Origin of the sequence: Acinetobacter venetianus RAG-1 = CIP 110063 (assembly GCF_000368585.1) — a bacterium.
GTDB lineage: Bacteria > Pseudomonadota > Gammaproteobacteria > Pseudomonadales > Moraxellaceae > Acinetobacter > Acinetobacter venetianus.
The window spans coordinates 1,601,562-1,620,183 of record NZ_KB849558.1 but is presented as its reverse complement, the minus strand read 5'-3'; the positions used below and the strand labels follow the sequence as shown (position 1 = coordinate 1,620,183).

Below are 18,622 nucleotides of genomic sequence, written 5' to 3'. Positions count from 1 at the left end.
CTATTGTATTTATTTGAATTGAATAGAACCATTCGCATTCACAGTGATTTTTGATTCACCAGCTGCCATATCTTGTGCAGGTGCTGCCTCAGCCATTGCAAATTTAGCGACACCACCACGCATCATGGGTTGTGGGAAATAATTATTCGTATTTAAATTAAGGCTGACCAAATTGTATTGTGCTTTATTCCAAGCCTGAGTAATGGCTTGCGCGCGTTGTTGAAAGTTTTTTGAAGCTTCAATCATCAATTCATTTTCAACTTTCTTTCGCTGTTCATCAGATACAGTAAAGTTGATGGATTGGGTCTGAAAGTTTTGTTGCAATTCGCTTACCAATTGGCTTGCAGCTTTGAAATCTTTACTTTCAAGTTGAATCTCTGCACGAGCACGCCATTCTTTTAGCTTTCTACTGTCATTATCATAAATTGGATATGTGCTTTGAGCACCTGTTTCCACCTTAACTTGCGGATATTTACGAGCAATCGCTTGCGCTTGATTCATCAGCTGATTGATCTGATTAGAAAGTTCAGCAGGTTGTTTATTACTTTTCTCAATATATAAAACAGCTTGCATTTCATCGTTGGCAACTTGGCGCGAAGCATCTGCCTGAATATTTACAACGTTATAGTTCAAATCGTTGGTCTCTTGAGCAAAAAGTTTTGGGCTAAGGGTCGCGCCAATCATCAACGTCGCGAGTGCTAAATTACGCATAAAATTTTCCTTAGAATTTCTATTAAAAAATTATTTTTACAGCTTTGATCCTAAAATGAACTGATGGGGAACTTCTGCATATTTTGTGGTTTCTTTGTAAGAGATTATCTATGTTTTGCAACATAAAATTAAAATAAAAAACATTAATAATTATATGGTTATATTTGTTTATTTGACCATTTATCTAAAAACCAAGACCCAGATAAAAAAAGCTTACTTTCTTAAGCTTGTCACATAGTATGATGATAATTCATCATAGTTCATTGAAAGAAACATTTTTTCAATAATATTAGATGAATGTGGGGCATAAAAAGTGTTTATTTTCTTTAAAAATTAGGTATCATCTCGCACCTAGTTAAAAGATATAAAACATTGTGTCTGTACTAGAATCTAAAAAGCACCGAGTCAAACGACCACAAGTCACCAGACTTATTTCTTTTACCCATATCAGAGATGGTAATTCGATATGAGCGTTACTTCCGTAAACCCTGCCGCAAATGCAACTAACGAATATTATTTGACTCGCCAAAGTCAGATGGAATCAAATGTTCGTAGTTATCCACGTAAATTACCGTTAGCGATAGCGAAAGCACAAGGCTGCTGGGTTACTGATGTTGAAGGTACACAGTACCTAGATTGTTTAGCTGGGGCAGGGACATTGGCTTTAGGTCATAATCATCCTGCGGTGATTCAAAGTATTCAAGATACATTGGCAAGTGGTTTGCCTCTACATACTTTAGACTTAACGACACCTTTAAAAGATGCGTTTACTGAAGCGCTTTTGGCTTATTTGCCAGGCGGTAAAGAAGAGTATTGCTTACAATTCTGTGGCCCAACAGGTGCAGATGGTACAGAAGCAGCAATTAAACTTGCAAAAACATATACTGGACGTAGTTCAGTAATCAGTTTTTCTGGTGGTTACCATGGTATGACCCATGGCGCTTTGTCTATGACAGGCAACCTTAACGCAAAAAATGCGGTAAATGGCTTAATGCCAGGCGTACAGTTTATGCCTTACCCGCATGAATACCGTTGCCCACTTGGTTTAGGTGGTGAAGCTGGTGTTGATGCTTTAACTTACTTCTTTGAAAACTTCATTGAAGATGTTGAAAGCGGTGTAACAAAACCTGCTGCTGTAATCCTTGAGGCAATTCAAGGTGAAGGTGGTGTTGTTACTGCGCCTGTTAAATGGTTGAAGAAAATCCGTGAAGTGACTGAAAAGCACAACATCGTTTTAATTTTGGACGAAGTTCAAGCTGGTTTTGCACGTTCAGGTAAAATGTTTGCCTTTGAACATGCAGGAATCGAGCCTGATGTTGTAGTGATGTCAAAAGCGGTTGGCGGTAGCTTACCATTGGCAGTATTAGGTATTAAACGTAAGTTTGATGCATGGCAGCCAGGTACACATTCAGGTACATTCCGCGGTAACCAACTCGCAATGGGTACAGGCTTAGCTTCATTGCAAGTGATCAAAGAACAAAACCTTGCTCAAAATGCACAAGAGCGTGGTGATTTCTTACAAGCAGAGTTGAAAAAACTTGCTCAAGAATTCCCATGCATTGGTAATGTTCGTGGTCGCGGTTTAATGATCGGTATTGAGATCATTGATGAGCGTAAACCTGCTGATCATATGGGTTCTCATCCTGCTGATGCTCAGTTAGCAGCAGCAATTCAGGCAGCATGTTTCAACAACAAATTATTGCTTGAGAAAGGTGGTCGTAACGGTACAGTAATTCGTTTACTTTGCCCGTTAATCATCAATCAAGACGAATGTGTTGAAGTCATTGCTCGCTTTAAGAAAGCGATTGCTGAAGCATTAAAAGCAGTACGAGGCTAAACCATGGTTGATTTTGCAGAACATCGTAAAGCGTTACTCTGCAATGATGCTCAATCTATTGCTGACTATCAGTCAGCAATGGGCGAGGCGGTAAATGCCGTTTCAGCATGGTTGCAAAATGACAAAATGTACACGGGCGGAAGCATTAAAGATTTGCGAGCAGCAATTTCTTTTAATCCTTCAAAAGAAGGTTTGGGTGTACAGCAATCATTACAACGTATGGTTGAGCTTTTTCTCAATAAAAGCTTAAAAGTACATCATCCACATTCACTCGCACATTTACACTGCCCAACTATGGTGATGAGCCAAATCGCGGAAGTGTTAATTAATGCGACGAACCAATCAATGGATTCTTGGGACCAAAGTCCTGCTGGATCATTGATGGAAGTTCAACTCATCGATTGGCTTCGCCAAAAAGTGGGTTATGGTGCAGGTCAAGCAGGTGTATTCACCTCTGGCGGTACGCAGTCGAACTTAATGGGTGTGTTACTTGCTCGTGACTGGTGTATCTCGAAAAACTGGAAAGACGAAAATGGTAAGCCATGGTCTGTTCAGCGTGATGGTGTTCCAGCTGAAGCAATGAGAAACGTCAAAGTCATTTGTTCTGAAAATGCACATTTCTCTGTGCAAAAGAACATGGCGATGATGGGCATGGGCTTCCAGTCAGTAGTTACAGTACCTGTAAACGAAAATGCTCAAATGGATGCAGATGCGTTAGAAAAAACTATGGCTCATCTTCAATCTGAAGGCAAAATTGTTGCTTGTGTCGTTGCGACCGCAGGTACAACAGATGCTGGCGCGATTGATCCACTCAAGAAAATCCGTGAAATTACCAATAAATATGGTTCATGGATGCACATTGATGCAGCTTGGGGCGGTGCACTGATTCTTTCAAATGATCATCGTGCAATGTTAGATGGTATCGAGTTATCTGATTCGATCACACTAGATTTCCATAAGCATTATTTCCAAAGCATTAGCTGTGGCGCTTTCTTATTGAAAGATGAGGCAAACTATCGCTTTATGCATTACGAAGCAGAATATTTGAACTCTGCTTATGATGAAGAACATGGGGTTCCAAACCTAGTTTCTAAATCATTGCAAACGACTCGTCGTTTTGATGCATTGAAATTGTGGATGACTGTAGAAGCATTAGGCGAAGAGCTTTATGGTTCAATGATCGATCATGGTGTGAAGTTAACGCGTGAAGTTGCTGATTATATCAAAGCAACTGCGGGTCTCGAATTGTTGATCGAACCACAATTCGCTTCAGTGTTGTTCCGTGTGGTGCCAGAAGGTTATCCTACAGAGTTTATTGATAGCTTGAACCAAAACGTTGCAGATGAATTATTTGCACGTGGTGAAGCAAATATTGGTGTAACAAAAGTGGGTAATGTTCAGTCATTGAAGATGACCACTTTAAGCCCAGTTGCGACACTTGAAAACGTTCAAAACTTGCTTGCGCTTGTGCTTGCAGAAGCAGATCGTATTAAAGATGCAATTGTTGCTGGTACTTATGTTCCTGCGATTGATTAATTGCAATTTAATTTGATATGCCAATAAAAAAGAGGTCTTTGAAAGACCTCTTTTTTATTTATAAGTTTTTAGAAAATTATATTAGGCTGCAAAAATTGGACTGAATCCCATTTTTCGCAATAGTTTTCGATACATGCTTGAACTGCGATCTGCTGGAAAATGAGCTTCCATGGATAAGTCTAATGGTAAATATTCAGGTTTTTGTGTTTCAACAATCAGTCGGTCTTCTTCAAAAATTTCTAGGTTAAATTTATAAGCATCCTCAATTGGTAAATCCTTATCATAATTACGACAGATAGGCGCAAACAGACGTGTTTGTCGGGCAGATACTGGCGACGCGGCATTCATAATTACTTGTTTAGACTCGTTAGGAAAATGAATTGTCAGCGTGGCTGTAAAAGGTAGGCTGATTTCGAAATGTCTCAACCATTGAAAGCCGTCTTTGCCACGTTGATCTGTACCTATTGGATAACGCCCGACGCTACTAATGTAATCAGCCTCAAAACCATATGTTGTTTCAGTTGTCATGTAATCAGGAACTTCGACATTCTCTGGATCCCCAAAAGTATCAGGATGTACCCATGCAAAATGTGCGACATCAATGAATCCTTCAAGTTGTCGACCTGCAAAACAATTTAGATCAACAGACGGACAAACCAATTGTTGAAAATCAGTATGTTCCCAGTAAGGCATTTCGGGAATATTTGCTACAGCATCAGATGTAGCTGTGAGATTGCACCAGATCAGCCCATATTTTTCTAGCGCAGCATAAGTTTTTAAATGAAAGCGTTCAGAGATCTTGTGTTGAGGGTGGGCTGGAATACGGTTGCATTTTCCATTTTCACCAAAACGTAAACCATGATAGCGACAAACAATACCATTACCATCATTATGGCCTAAACTCAAAGGAACTCCGCGATGCGGACACGCATCTTTGGCGACAACCAGTTGATCGGCCATTTTATAGATGACCAGAGGCATATCGAGCAACATTGTGGCAGTAGGTTGTTCTGAAATATCACGGGCTAAGGCAATTGGATACCAATGTTGAGCGAGCAAGTGCCAATCATGCTCTGAAAATGTCATGTGAACGGGCAAATCTGGATTAAATGTTGCGATGGTTTTTGTGTTCATGATCTGATCTTTCTATCTATTTAAATCAAATATAGATCAATCATCTGTTCTAAGAAATTTCAATAAACTGAATGAAGTATCGATATTTTTAGAACACAATTCCAAAAACTTAAGTGATATATCGTTGATAAAAAGCTAGGTTTTCATACTCTTATATTCTTCTTTCAACTACCCAAATCACCTAAAAAAGTTGTTACCTGAGTATGGATGTTCATTTTAATAAATATGTCATACTATGTATTGATGGAAAAATCATCAGTATTCCACTCACTATAATTTTTTATCATCAAAGATGAGTTTTTCTGTAAAAAATCAAATGTAAGCTGTAATAATTCAAATAAATATTGCAATTTCAAAGGTGATTGCAGGATTTTGAAGAATATTTTCATTCATCTTACATATTGATATTTAATAATATTTAATTAAATTTGATGCAATATATCAATTATCATCAAAGCGTCACAAAGTTGTAACTTATTTGTCATATTATCTAATCAAAATGCAGTTAACCAAAGTACAACACTTGAATTTAAAAGAGTTGTAAATCAAATTGTATAAATGAGAGAAAACAGAATGCGCTTAAATCCACGTAATCTCGCAATTGCATTAGCTGTAACTGGGGCAACTGTAGCTACGACTGCAAACGCAGCTCGTGATACGATCCAAATTGCTGGTTCTTCAACTGTATTACCATACGCAAGTATTGTTGCAGAAGAGTTTGGTAATACTTTCCCACAATTCAAAGCACCAGTTGTTGGTTCTGGCGGTTCTTCAGGTGGTTTGAAGCAATTCTGTCAAGGTGTTGGCGATAACACAATCGATATCGCAAACGCATCTCGTCCAATTAAATCAACAGAAATTGATGCTTGTAAAAAAGCTGGCGTAAACCAAATCCAAGAAATCAAAATTGGTTACGACGGTATCGTTTTCGCATCTAACGTGAAAAAAGCTGCTTATAAATTAAAGCCATATCACGTATTTACAGCTTTAGCTGCTGAATTACCATCAAACGGTAAAATGGTTCCAAACCCATATACAACTTGGAACCAAATTGACAAAGCTTTACCAAACGAACCAATTACTTTAGTAATTCCTGCTTCTAACCATGGTACTCGTGAAGTATTCCAAGAGAAAATGGTTGATGCTGGTTGTGAAGCTTATGACTACATCAAAGGTTTAGACAAAGATGCTCAGAAAAAAGCATGTTCTAACTTCCGTAAAGATGGTCGTGTAATTGAAATCGCTGGTGACTATACTGAAACACTTGCTCGTTTAAAAACATCTCCAAGTGCAGTTGGCGTATTCGGTCTAGGTTTCTATGATGTTAACCGTGACAAATTACGTGTTGCGACTGTAAACGGTGTAGTACCTTCTGAAAAGACTATCTTGAGCGGTCAATACCCAGTTTCTCGTCCATTGTTCTTCTACGTGAAAGGCGAGCACTTAAAATCAATTAAAGGTTTACCACAATACGTAGAATACTTCTTGAACAAGAAAGTATCTGGTAAAGGTTCTAAATTAGAAAAAGCTGGTTTGATTGCAATGAACGACAAAGAGCGTGCAAAAATCCTAGCTGATTTCAAAGCTGGTAAATCAGTTAAATAAGTTTATTTGAAAACGGAGGCTGGTGAGACGTGTGTTCATCAGCCTTTTTGTCTAGCTAAGTTTTTTCAAATGATGAAAATTGAGAAAACAGTGGAGATTACATGAATCTGCTACTTATCGGTGTGTTGTTAGCCCTTGTGGCAATTGCATATCAAATCGGGCTGAGTAAAAGCCGTAACCTAGCAGGTAAGGGAAATAACTCAGTAACACTACATTCGCGTCCAGTGTATTACGGGGCGTTAGTTGCTTTGTGGTGTGGTATTCCTGCTTTTTTAATTTTGATGATTTGGAACTTGGTTGAACCGAGTGTTTTACACCATATTATTTTTAACAATATCCCTGCATCAATCAGTGCAAATTTAGATGAAGCTGGTCGTGATGTTTTAATTGATCGTGTTCAAGCGATTGCTTCTGGATTTGGGGTGACTGATCAACCAGCAGCGTATGAAGTTGCGGCAGCTCAGCAACTTGCAAAATTCCAAACGATTGGGTCATTTGCAAAATTTGCAGTGGTTGTGAGTGTTGCTTTAGCTGGTTTGGTTTGGGCAAAACGTCATGTGAGCCAGCAATATCGCGCACGTAATCAAGTAGAAAAAGCAATTAATGTAGGTCTGATTCTTTGTTCAGGCGTTGCGATCCTTACAACGATCGGTATTGTCCTTTCAATGTTGAGCGAAGCATTACATTTTTTCAAATTTGTAAGTCCAGTTGACTTCTTCTTTGGAACTGAATGGGATCCAGGTTTTAGTACGACAGGAAGTGCAGAGGGAAGCTACGGCATCCTACCATTAATTTGGGGGACTTTAATGGTAAGTGGTATCGCGCTACTTGTAGCTGTACCAGTTGGATTAATGATTGCAATTTATTTAGCAGAATATGCATCTCCTCGTTTGCGCTCTTGGGCGAAACCAACAATTGAAGTACTCGCGGGTATTCCTACAATCGTTTATGGTGTTTTTGCCTTAATGATCATCGGGCCATTCTTTAAAATGGTGGGTGAAACGGTTGGTGTAAATATCAATGCAACCAGTGCATTAACTGCTGGTTTCGTGATGGGTATTATGATTATCCCATTCGTATCTTCATTATCAGATGACATCATTACACAGGTTCCGCGTGCTTTACGTGATGGTTCATTAGGTTTAGGTGCAACAAAATCTGAAACGATTCGTCAGGTTGTCATTCCAGCAGCGTTACCGGGGATTGTTGGTGCATTCTTATTGGCGGCTTCTCGTGCGATCGGTGAGACGATGATCGTGGTACTCGCAGCGGGTAACAGTCCATTACTCCACGCAAATCCATTAGAAGCTGTGTCAACTGTGACAGTAACGATCGTTAAGCAATTAACAGGTGATACTGACTTTGCCAGCCCTCAAGCGTTGGTTGCATTTGCCCTAGGTTTAACGCTGTTTGTCATTACTTTGGGTTTAAACATTATTGCACTGTACATCGTGCGCAAATATCGTGAGCAATACGAATGAGTTCATCAAAGACATCTCCTTTGGATCCAAATTCATTTGATCCTCAAGTTGCTGCTGAACAACGTGAACAGCGCAAAAGTAAGATTCAAAGTTCTTTGGCAAAGCGTCATCGCAAAGAAAAGGCATTCCGTTTTGCTGGCTTTTCAGCAGTCATGATTGGCCTTGCGTTTGTAGCATTGTTGTTTGGAAGTATTTTATCAAAAGGCTTGCCAGCTTTTTGGCAGAGCAGTATCACGGTTCCAGTTTATTTCGATCCAACAATTATTGATGTAGGCGCGAAACCTAAACAAACCGCAGGTGAGACTCCAGCACATTTTGAAGAGCGTATGATCGCTTGGCAAACTGAAATGGGTATGGTTGATTGGGATGCGTTGATCGTAAATGGCATTGTTTCAAAAGACAAAGCATTAGAGTCTCAACGTGACTATCTCAGTGGCTTATATACTAGCTCAGAATCATATCGTCTACGTGATATGGTGTTGGCTGATCCATCTCTGATTGGAACTAAGAAAGACATTAAATTCTTAGCAGATGCAAATGTTGATGTATGGTTAGCGGGCAATATTGATCGCTCATTACCTGATGATCAACAGCAGTTAGATCCAGAAGTTCGTCAGATTGCAGATCAATTGAAAGCAGAAGGCATTATCAAGAATACCTTCAATACCAACTTATTCGTAAGTCCAGACTCTCGTAGTTCACCTGCGATTAGTGGTTTGGCTGGTGCTTTCATGGGTTCATTGTTCATGATGCTCATCGTGATCATCATTTCGATTCCAATCGGTGTTGCAAGTGCGATTTATCTTGAAGAATTTGCAGCAAAGAATGTGATGACGGATATTATTGAAGTCAATATTAACAACTTGGCTGCTGTTCCTTCGATTGTATTTGGTTTGTTGGGTGCGGCGATCTTTATTGGTTGGATGCAGTTACCACTTTCAGCACCTTTAGTTGGTGGTCTGGTATTAAGCTTAATGACTTTACCAACTGTGATTATTACGACACGTGCTGCATTAAAAGCTGTACCACCTTCGATTCGTCAGGCTGCTTTAGGTCTTGGTGCATCAAAAGTACAAACAGTTTTCCACCATGTTTTACCTTTAGCTTTACCGGGTATTTTAACGGGTGCGATTATTGGCGTTGCTCAAGCATTAGGTGAAACTGCACCATTGCTTTTGATTGGTATGAGTGCTTTCGTTGCAAGTGTTCCAACGACACCACTTGATCAAGCAACTGCATTACCTGTACAAGTGTATTTATGGCAAGGTAATGAATTGCGTAACTTCTTTGAAGGGCGTACCGCAGCTGCGATTATTGTGTTACTTGCGTTAATGATTGGTTTAAACAGCCTTGCAATTTGGCTTCGTAAGAAATTTGAAGTGCGTTGGTAATAGAGGAGAGTACAATGAATACGATTGATATTATGAACGCCGTAGAAAAGGATAAGTCAGTGAATCCACAGCAAACAGAATTTACCTCATCTGAAGCGCAAGTTCAGCAATCTAATACTGCATTTGTCTCTCAGTTTGAAACGGCTTCATCAAACAAAAAGCCAAAAACAAATGAAGTAAAAATTAGCACTCAAGATGTTCATGTTTACTACGGTGAAACTGAGGCAATCAAAGGGATTGACCTTGATATTTACCAGAATGAAGTTATTGCATTTATCGGGCCATCAGGTTGTGGTAAATCAACATTCTTGCGTACCTTGAACCGTATGAATGACACGATTGATATTTGTCGTGTCACGGGTAAAGTAACTTTAGATAATCAAGACATCTATGATCCAAGCCTAGACGTTGTATTGTTACGTGCTCAAGTGGGCATGGTGTTCCAAAAGCCAAACCCATTCCCTAAATCAATTTTTGATAACGTTGCGTATGGCCCTAAACTTCATGGTCTAGCACGTGACAAATATGATTTAGAAGAAATCGTAGAAAACAGTCTGCGTAAAGCTGGGCTTTGGGAAGAAGTGAAAGATCGTCTAAGTCAGCCGGGTACAGGTCTTTCAGGTGGTCAACAGCAACGTTTGTGTATTGCGCGTACCATCGCTGTAAGTCCTGAAGTGATTTTGATGGATGAGCCATGTTCAGCGCTTGATCCAATTGCAACAGCTAAGATTGAAGAGTTAATTTCTGAACTATCTGAGCAATATACGATTGCAATCGTCACGCACTCAATGCAACAAGCAGCTCGTGTATCTGATCGTACCGCTTATTTCCATTTAGGTGATTTGATCGAAGTGAACTCAACTGAGAAAGTATTTACTCAGCCAGATCATCAGTTAACTGAAGCGTATATTACAGGTCGTTTTGGCTAAGATTATTTCAGTGATAAGAAGAGCCTTCGGGCTCTTTTTTTATTGTATAAATGAAAATGAATCTATTTTTCAAAATCTCTATTGAATTTTTCTTGAGCAGACCACATCTTAGACGAATAAAGCCGAACTTATAGAGCACTTACTTTATGTTATTCCATTTACCTAAATTTCCTGCTGAGATTCGTATTAGCCATTTAAATGCGCGTGTGAATGAACAAAGAAAAAGAATCGCGCAAACAACAGCATCTCGTTTGGAACTATTACAGCTTGTTCAGCAGCTTGCGAAAGAAGCAAAAATTCGTAAAAAAAATGATCAAAAAATCTATGTTCTCGATTTTAAAGGTGATGTTCAAGCTTCCGCTGTAGATACGATTCGTGAGGAAATTACCTTAATTTTAGCGACAGCAAAAGCAGGGCATGACCGGGTTGTGGTTCGTTTAGAAAGTCCTGGTGGAATGGTACATGGTTATGGTCTTGCAGCTGCTCAGTTAGTTCGTCTACGCGATGCAGGCTTTAATGTCACGATCTGCGTAGACAAAGTTGCTGCAAGCGGTGGCTATATGATGGCTTGTATTGCAAATGAAATCATTTCTGCGCCATTTGCTGTTGTTGGTTCGATTGGCGTCGTGGCTCAGGTTCCAAATTTCAATCGTTTATTGAAACAGCATAATGTTGACTTTGAACTTTATACTGCTGGCGAATATAAGCGTACAGTCACCATGTTTGGTGAAAATACACCTGAAGGTAAAGCGAAATTTGAAGAAGAGTTACAACAAACGCATTCTTTATTTAAGCACTTCGTTGAAAAATACCGTCCACAGTTAGAAGTAGCAAAAGTTGCAACTGGTGAGCATTGGTATGGTGAAGATGCACGCGAACTCAACTTGGTTGATAAATTACAAACTTCGGATGAATACATACTTAGCTTGCTACCAAAACATGATGTTTATGTGATTAATACGCGTAAGCGTCCGACATTTGGTGAGAAATTAGGTTTACAAGCTGCGCAAATGGCTGAGAATTTAATTCCAGCAGTGTTGGGGAAAATTACAGATGGATTGACCAAAGCAAATAGCAGTTTGGTTCAGCTACGTGATCCAAAACTATAATTCATCGTATGTTATTTAAAACCAGTCATATGACTGGTTTTTTTATTTTGATAATTAAATTATTTGAACAAATAGTAAATTAAATAAAGCTAACAAAATTGCGATGAACTGGATTGTCGTCTTATCTATCATTTGTTATTTTAATTGCGAGATTAAATACTTATATTTTCCATTAATTGAAAAATATCTAAAACTATAATTGATATGCGAGCATAATAATGACAAGAGTTGTCGTTTCATCGAAGAAAAATTTTACTGTTTTACAAGATGGACAAATGCAAGGTGTGATGCTGAATCAACCATCGATTGTTCAAATTGGAGTTGCACAAGGCGATATAAAATCGATCATCAAGCAAGGTAATGATCTTGTCATTACGCTTAAAAATGGTGAGAAAATTATTATTAATGATTTCTTTAATGAAATGAATAATACAGAACATACGCTTGCGATTCCCCGAGAAGATGGTTCTTATGCAATTGCTGAATTTGACGCTGCAGGAAAATTTGTTCGCTATTCTCCTGCCACAGAATTAACGCAATTTGCTTCAGCCGAAGTTCCACCTCAAGCTGCTGAGCATTCAGATAGCAGTGATGATTTTGGTGTGAGTAAATCGCAGTTAGTAAAAGCAGGTTTGGTTGCTTTAGCTGCTGAAGGTATTTATCTCTGGGCAGTGAAGGATGATGATAACGATAAAAATAATAATGAAAAATCGACAGATATTACTGCACCTGCAACCCCGACCGCTGTATTAGATGCCGATACACAAATCATTACAGGTAAAACAGAAGCTAAAGCTAAAGTAGAGATCAAAGATACCACAGGGAAAGTGATTGCGAGTGGTTACGCGGATAATGAGGGCAACTATAGTATTAAACTAGATAGCCCTTTGGTGAATGGAAATAAAGTCGCAGTTATCGCGATTGATAGTGCAGGTAATACATCTAAAGCAACAGTAGTTACGGGAACAAAAGATACGATAGCGCCCGATGCACCAAGTGCACAATTAAATGCAGATGGTACGATTGTCTCAGGTAAGGCCGAAGCGAATGCTAAAATATCAGTTTACGATGCAGATGGAAAATTATTAGGCTCTGTTAATGCAAATAGTTCGGGACTTTATTCAATTAAGGTATCACCGCCATTAACGAGCGATAAAGGTGGAACAGTAGTAGCGGAAGATGCGGCGGGTAATAAATCTGATCCGTCCAAAGTTTTTGCTGGGAAAGATACGTTAGCCCCTGATCAGCCATTGATTGAAGTAAACCAAGCAGGTACATCAGTTTTAGGTAAAGCTGAGGCAAATGCAAAAGTGCAAATCAAAGATGCTGATGGCAATATTATTGGAAGTGGTGTTGCAGATGCACAAGGGAAATTTCAAATCACGATTTCACCTGCATTAACGGGTGATCACAAAGGTTCTATCATTCTTGAGGATGCAGCAGGTAACCAGTCTAAACCATTAGAAATTACGGCAGGTAAAGACACGATTGCACCAGAAAAAGCTGTAGCGCAGTTAAATGCGGATGGAGATTCGATCACTGGAACAGCCGAAGCAAATAGTAAAATTGAAATTCGCTCAGCAGATGGAAAAACTGTGCTTGGTTCAGGAACAGCAGGCGCAGATGGAAAATTTACAATCGACTTATCTACTGCATTAACGGATAAGACCATTGGGAAAGTATATGTGATTGATGCATCAGGTAACCGTTCTGAATCTACGGATGTGTTAGGAACGAAAGATACCATTGCACCGAACAAGCCTATTTTGCAGACGGTAACTGATGATGTTGGAGATGTTAAAGGAAATATCTCGGCAGGCGGATCAACAGATGATAGTAAACCTAGCTTGACTGGTCTAGGAGAGGCGAAAGCAACACTAACAATTTATGACAATGGACAGCCAATCGGAACAGTCACGGTGGGTGACAATGGAAAATGGAGTTTTAATATCACCCATGATTTAGCATTAGGCAGTCATACGTTGACTTTTACTCAGACTGATTTATCAGGAAATACCAGTGAGATCAGTAACTCATTTAGTTTTAATGTGATTGCACCGACGACAATGAGTTCATTGCTGAGTAATGAAATGGATGCTGGAACTGAAAGTGCACAACAAATGAGTTTGGTTGATCATGTAGATCTCAATGCATTGCTGAGTCCACAACATGAAGCTACGCCGACACAGACAACTCAAGCAGTTAGTGTCGATGAGTTATTAACTTCTTCGACTTCTAATACGAATGAAATCGAAGACTTACTTAATCAGTTGGTTTCTATTGAACCCTCGACTCCTCAAACTGATGGTAATATAAATACTAATTTGATGAATTTCGAGCCAACTCAAGTGGTGCAATCAGATCCTTGGGATGACCTTATGCTGCTACAGCATTCAATTGTTTAACTAAGTCAAAACGCTTATTTCTGAATAAGCGTTTTTTCTTTGCTGAGTTGGATGAAACCAATCAGGACTGCCCCAACTGTTGCAAGGAACATATCTTTGTGGGCATCCCACATGTCGCCTTGTTGACCATTATAATTTTCCGCATCTTCAGGCGATAATCCCATCGCAATCCACCATTCAATGAACTCATATATTAAGCTTGTTGCCATAACAAATTGTATGACCAAGAACAATAAAGCTGCTGGTTTAGCCGGGGGAAACCAAACTTGAAAACAACGATAGAATAAGGGATAGAGTAAAAATCCATATGCAAAATGGACAAAACGATCATACATATTTCTAGTCCATCCCATACTTTGATTTAAGTCAAAATGAAAAAGGGAATTGAACCATTCATTGTAGGGAACATAAGAGTAGAGGTAGTGTGCGCCAACAATATGAATAAACAAAAAGAGCAGGTATAAGCAAAAGCTATAAAAGTTAATGCCAATTTTTCGCATGATGACAAGCAAAGCAATCAGCATGAAAACTGTACCTGCTTGATGCAATAAATATGAATCGAATTCTAAAGGATTAATACTTGCGATTATTGCAGTAACTAAAATGAGCATAAGAGCAATATAATGTTTTAAGCCCAATTTTTTTCTATCATTTGATGTCCTAGATAGAGTTTGTCACTCTATTTATTCTCGTCAGACGCACCTATAACAATTTGTTCTTTAGCAGAAGATACTCCGCCAAGTGCCTGACAAGCTTGTTTATATAATTGATATTTTTGTTGTACTACTTCATCTAATGGGATGTCAAAGAGATCTTCACCATTTTTATATTGCTCAATATATGTCGTGGCCTTTTCTTTATTCACAGCAAGGGCTTGTTGGTGAAAATTGGTGATCGAAGACGTGGCTAACTGATTTGATTCGATATTGTTGCACTGAAAATTTTGTAAAATTTTCTCTGCACGTTTGACCTCACTAGATTGACCAAAAATACATGCTGTTAGGCTGAGGCATGTGACCAATAGGAGTAAAACTTTCATGGGGAATTATGTTGAGTTTGTAGATCGGCTCATTGTATCTAAAATTCTGCTATAAATTAAGCATTTATGTCTAACAGAACAACAGTTGAAAACTTAATAGTACGTTAAGCTATATGCCAAAAATCTAAACAGTGTTTGTCAAGGGATAAAAATAGCGTCTTTATTAGATTATGATCTTCTATTAGTGTTTGAAATATATCATTAATTTATTGATGCAAAATGAGTTTTAGAGTTATGCTAATCGTCAAGATTGTCAATAAACGCCATTATGCGATTTAAACACATTTTCTTTTTTTGTTTACTGTCCTGTCTAACAACGTTTGCAAATGCGGAGAACTATAATTTCTTTGCTGGATTTGAAGATGATTCTGAGGAAATGTTTGATGCTGCATATCCTGAAATGAAAACAGATTATTCAGTTTTGCATAATCAGCTTTTTCAAGATGAGAGGTGGCGTGTATACAACTATACTGCGTACCAGACCAATCAATTCAACCATAAGATGTTAACAGGTGATACTTCAAATCTGAGTTTGGATGATTTCTCGATCTCACTGGGCTACGGTATTGTCTATCAGCTTAACTCAAGCAACCGAATCGGCTATGAGTATTTGTCGAGCTTTCCGTTTGATCGAGGGCAACTCATTAGACTGTTTTGGCTAAGAATTTTCTAAGTAATTTTTTGGTATAAGCCTGCTCGAACTACACCTGCTTTCGTTTCTTTAATTTTTTGCCAAGATGCTGGTAGTTTGAGCTGAGATAATTCTCGATCTGCTTCAACGTAAATGAAGGCTTGGTTTGCAATCATCGGATCTGATAACTCAGCAAGTTCTTGCCATAAGTCTAAACTATAGGGTGGATCAAGAAAGACAACGTCGAAACTAAGATTCAGTTTCTTGAGCGCTTGTTGTGCTGTTGTTATGTGTAGCTGACAATTCTCTGCTTTTAATAAAGCAATATTCTCTTTTAAAAATTTTGCTTGAGTCGTATTGGGTTCAATCATTATAACTTTGGCAGCTCCACGAGAAAGTGCTTCGAAACCTAATGCACCTGAGCCAGTGCAAAGGTCTAAAACCTGTGCATTTTGAATATCCCACATGAGCCAATTAAATAATGTCTCACGTACACGGTCAGGCGTAGGACGTAAACCGTCTACATTCGCAAAAGGTAAAGTACGACGCTTCAATTCCCCGCCAATGATCCGTAATTGATTTTTCATTATTCAGTGACCTCATCAGCAGGTAAAGGAGCTGTGGTTGTTGATTGTGCTTGCACTGTCGATGCTGCTCCACCACTTGGTAGTTCACCCGGCTTAATCCCTGCGGTCATCAGGCCGCCACTGACTTGATGATTTGCTGGACGAATCGGATTTTTCTTACGAGTAACAAGCCAGTAATCAAAAATTGGACGTGCGAGTTGAGCTGCTGAACCACCATGTTTACCATTTTCCCATACGACTGCGATTGCAATTTCTGGGTTATCTGCTGGAGCAAATCCAACAAATAGACCATGATCCCATTGTCTTGAAGAAAGTGCTGCTTCGTTATAGCGTTTTCCTTGGGCAATACTTTTAACTTGTGCCGTACCAGTTTTACCAGCAATTGAATATTGCAAACCGCCTTTAATTCCACGACCTGTACCAGATTGAATGACATCAACCATGGCATCGTGCATATTCATCCAATCTTGTGCGGTTCCATTAAATTGGATTTTTCCATCTGGTGCATTATGCACAGTGAATTGTTTTGCACCTTTGGTATCTCGTAATACATGCGGTGTGACATGTGATCCTTTGTTCGCGGTGATTGCAGTTGCCATAGCGAGCTGTAATGGTGTTGCTGTAAATGCACCCTGTCCAATACTGACGGAAATGGTTTCACCTTTTAGCCATTTGCTTTTACGAGTACGCATTTTCCATTGTGGACTTGGGTATAAGCCTGAACTTTCACTAGGTAGATCGACCCCTGTTTTCTCACCGAAACCAAATTGGCGCATCCACTCATTCATTTTTTCTATGCCCATACGATAGGACAAGATATAGAAATAAGTATCGCAAGAGACGACTTGAGCTTTATGTAAGTTGACTGAACCATGTCCTGATTTTTTCCAGTCACGGAATTTATGTGAATCCCCAGGAAGAGAGAAATAGCCGGGATCAGAAATGGCGGTGTTCCAATCGACGAGTCCATAGTGAATCCCTCCTAGACCGAACATTGGCTTAATCGTAGAACCTGGCGGATAAGAACCTTGAACTGCTCGGTTATAAAGCGGCTGATCTAAGTTATCACGCAGAGCGCTATAGTCTTTGGTACTGATCCCCGTTACGAACAAATTGGGATTAAAACTTGGACTAGAGACCAGTGCTAAAATTTCTCCAGTGCGGGGATCTATCGCAACAATCGCGCCGCGACGATCAGCTAATTGTTTAGCCGCAATGGTTTGTAAGCCATAATCTATCGATAAATAGAGATCATTACCGCGAACAGGATCTTGACGTCCTAAGTTTCTGAGCACATTACCATGTGCGTCGGCTTCGACAGATTCATAGCCCGGTGTGCCGTGCAGTAAATCCTCATAGCTTTTTTCTGCACCAATTTTGCCGATAAGGTTAGTTCCAGCATATAAGTCCTTATCGATCTTTTTAAGTTCTCTATCGTTAATTCGACCAACATAACCGATGACATGCGCAAATAACTCACCGTGAGGGTAGTAGCGAGTCATCTGTGTTTCGATTTTGACTCCAGGAAAGGCATATTTAACTTCACTGAACTTTGCGATGTCATTTTCAGTCAGGTTGAGCTTGATCGCGATACGCTCAGTTTTTCGAGCAGTTTTAACACGGCTTTTAAAACGATCAACGTCTTCTTGTGTCAGACTTAATACTGGAATTAGACGAGAAAGTGTTCCATCAATATCGGTGACATCTGCACGGCTTAATGTTGCACTAAAAACAGGATAATTATCTGCAAGTAAAATACCATTACGATCGTAAATATAACCACGGGCAGGCGGAAGAGGTTGTAAGCGAATTCTGTTCTTATCTGATGCCGTTGTAAAATCATCGTAATGAACAATCTGTAAATATGCATAACGACAGATCAATAAAAGAAGAAACGTCATCACTAGAAAAATTGCAAAAAAGATTCGACCCCTATAAATGCGCTTTTCTTGTTGCATGTTTTTTAAAGGAAAGTGCTGTTTCATACGGTGTCGACTTAAATTACAAGATTGAAAGAGGGTATGGGTGACTTATTTTAACGTAAGTTGCATGATCATACTGTAGATTTTTCAATACTTCATATAAATGAAGCTGCGACAGTTTTTGACTTTGCAGACATTAAATTTGTAGGGTCTTGTATATTAGAAGCAAAATAATTCTGTTAAAGTCACAAACTGTTTGAAATAGGATTGTCCAATACGCACTCTTAAGGAAAATGGAGAGAATA

15 protein-coding genes are annotated in these 18,622 nt (G+C 39.1%); 9 read left to right on the top strand and 6 right to left on the bottom strand.

Annotated features, from left to right (window positions below):
• Nucleotides 1–9: 9 nt before the first annotated feature.
• Nucleotides 10–711, bottom strand: coding sequence for an SIMPL domain-containing protein (locus F959_RS13100; RefSeq protein ID WP_004880930.1), 702 nt, complete (start codon nt 709–711; stop codon nt 10–12).
• 466 nt (nt 712–1,177) lie between these two features.
• Between F959_RS13100 and F959_RS13095 the strand changes: the two genes are divergently transcribed.
• Nucleotides 1,178–2,548, top strand: a complete 1,371-nt coding sequence (locus F959_RS13095) for a diaminobutyrate--2-oxoglutarate transaminase (RefSeq protein ID WP_004880925.1) — start codon at nt 1,178–1,180, stop codon at nt 2,546–2,548.
• A gap of 3 nt (nt 2,549–2,551) precedes the next feature.
• Nucleotides 2,552–4,084 (top strand): pyridoxal phosphate-dependent decarboxylase family protein, encoded by a 1,533-nt coding sequence (locus tag F959_RS13090; RefSeq protein WP_004880924.1) that lies wholly within the window; start codon nt 2,552–2,554, stop codon nt 4,082–4,084.
• A gap of 81 nt (nt 4,085–4,165) precedes the next feature.
• Here F959_RS13090 and F959_RS13085 read toward each other — a convergent pair whose 3' ends face one another.
• Nucleotides 4,166–5,218 carry an aromatic ring-hydroxylating oxygenase subunit alpha gene (locus tag F959_RS13085; RefSeq protein ID WP_004880922.1) on the bottom strand — a complete coding sequence of 351 codons (1,053 nt, stop codon included), beginning with the start codon at nt 5,216–5,218 and terminating at the stop codon, nt 4,166–4,168.
• 573 nt (nt 5,219–5,791) lie between these two features.
• Here F959_RS13085 and F959_RS13080 point away from each other — a divergent pair.
• The 6 genes from F959_RS13080 (at nt 5,792) to blp2 (ending at nt 14,138) form a co-directional block, all read left to right on the top strand.
• Nucleotides 5,792–6,823, top strand: a complete 1,032-nt coding sequence (locus tag F959_RS13080) for a substrate-binding domain-containing protein (protein ID WP_004880919.1) — start codon at nt 5,792–5,794, stop codon at nt 6,821–6,823.
• A gap of 101 nt (nt 6,824–6,924) precedes the next feature.
• Nucleotides 6,925–8,304 carry a phosphate ABC transporter permease subunit PstC gene (gene pstC, locus F959_RS13075; protein WP_004880917.1) on the top strand — a complete coding sequence of 460 codons (1,380 nt, stop codon included), beginning with the start codon at nt 6,925–6,927 and terminating at the stop codon, nt 8,302–8,304.
• Nucleotides 8,301–9,695 carry a phosphate ABC transporter permease PstA gene (gene pstA, locus F959_RS13070; RefSeq protein ID WP_004880915.1) on the top strand — a complete coding sequence of 465 codons (1,395 nt, stop codon included), beginning with the start codon at nt 8,301–8,303 and terminating at the stop codon, nt 9,693–9,695. The genes pstC and pstA overlap by 4 nt, the downstream gene beginning before the upstream one ends.
• Nucleotides 9,696–9,709: 14 nt before the next feature.
• Nucleotides 9,710–10,624, top strand: coding sequence for a phosphate ABC transporter ATP-binding protein PstB (pstB, locus tag F959_RS13065; protein ID WP_004880914.1), 915 nt, complete (start codon nt 9,710–9,712; stop codon nt 10,622–10,624).
• A 146-nt stretch (nt 10,625–10,770) separates the two neighbouring features.
• Nucleotides 10,771–11,733 (top strand): protease SohB, encoded by a 963-nt coding sequence (gene sohB / locus F959_RS13060; RefSeq protein WP_004880912.1) that lies wholly within the window; start codon nt 10,771–10,773, stop codon nt 11,731–11,733.
• A gap of 218 nt (nt 11,734–11,951) precedes the next feature.
• Nucleotides 11,952–14,138 (top strand): Ig-like repeat protein Blp2, encoded by a 2,187-nt coding sequence (gene blp2 / locus F959_RS13055; RefSeq protein WP_004880910.1) that lies wholly within the window; start codon nt 11,952–11,954, stop codon nt 14,136–14,138.
• 14 nt (nt 14,139–14,152) lie between these two features.
• Here blp2 and F959_RS13050 read toward each other — a convergent pair whose 3' ends face one another.
• Together F959_RS13050 and F959_RS13045 are read right to left on the bottom strand one after the other, a co-directional pair.
• A complete protein-coding gene (locus F959_RS13050) occupies nt 14,153–14,749 on the bottom strand; it encodes a DUF2238 domain-containing protein (RefSeq protein ID WP_004880907.1) in 597 nt (198 codons plus the stop codon).
• A 68-nt stretch (nt 14,750–14,817) separates the two neighbouring features.
• Entirely contained in the window at nt 14,818–15,177 is a 360-nt protein-coding gene (locus F959_RS13045; RefSeq protein ID WP_004880905.1) for a hypothetical protein, read from the bottom strand.
• 268 nt (nt 15,178–15,445) lie between these two features.
• On the opposite strand from F959_RS13045, the gene F959_RS13040 reads away from it, so the two are divergent.
• Nucleotides 15,446–15,850, top strand: a complete 405-nt coding sequence (locus F959_RS13040) for a hypothetical protein (protein ID WP_004880903.1) — start codon at nt 15,446–15,448, stop codon at nt 15,848–15,850.
• Here F959_RS13040 and rsmD read toward each other — a convergent pair.
• Together rsmD and mrdA are read right to left on the bottom strand one after the other, a co-directional pair.
• Complete coding sequence (rsmD, locus tag F959_RS13035; protein ID WP_004880901.1) at nt 15,847–16,395, bottom strand: 16S rRNA (guanine(966)-N(2))-methyltransferase RsmD; 549 nt, start codon at nt 16,393–16,395, stop codon at nt 15,847–15,849. The two genes, F959_RS13040 and rsmD, sit on opposite strands and share 4 nt — an antisense overlap.
• Nucleotides 16,395–18,380 carry a penicillin-binding protein 2 gene (mrdA, locus tag F959_RS13030; RefSeq protein WP_004880897.1) on the bottom strand — a complete coding sequence of 662 codons (1,986 nt, stop codon included), beginning with the start codon at nt 18,378–18,380 and terminating at the stop codon, nt 16,395–16,397. Before mrdA ends, rsmD begins: the two co-directional genes overlap by 1 nt.
• Nucleotides 18,381–18,622 lie beyond the last annotated feature (242 nt).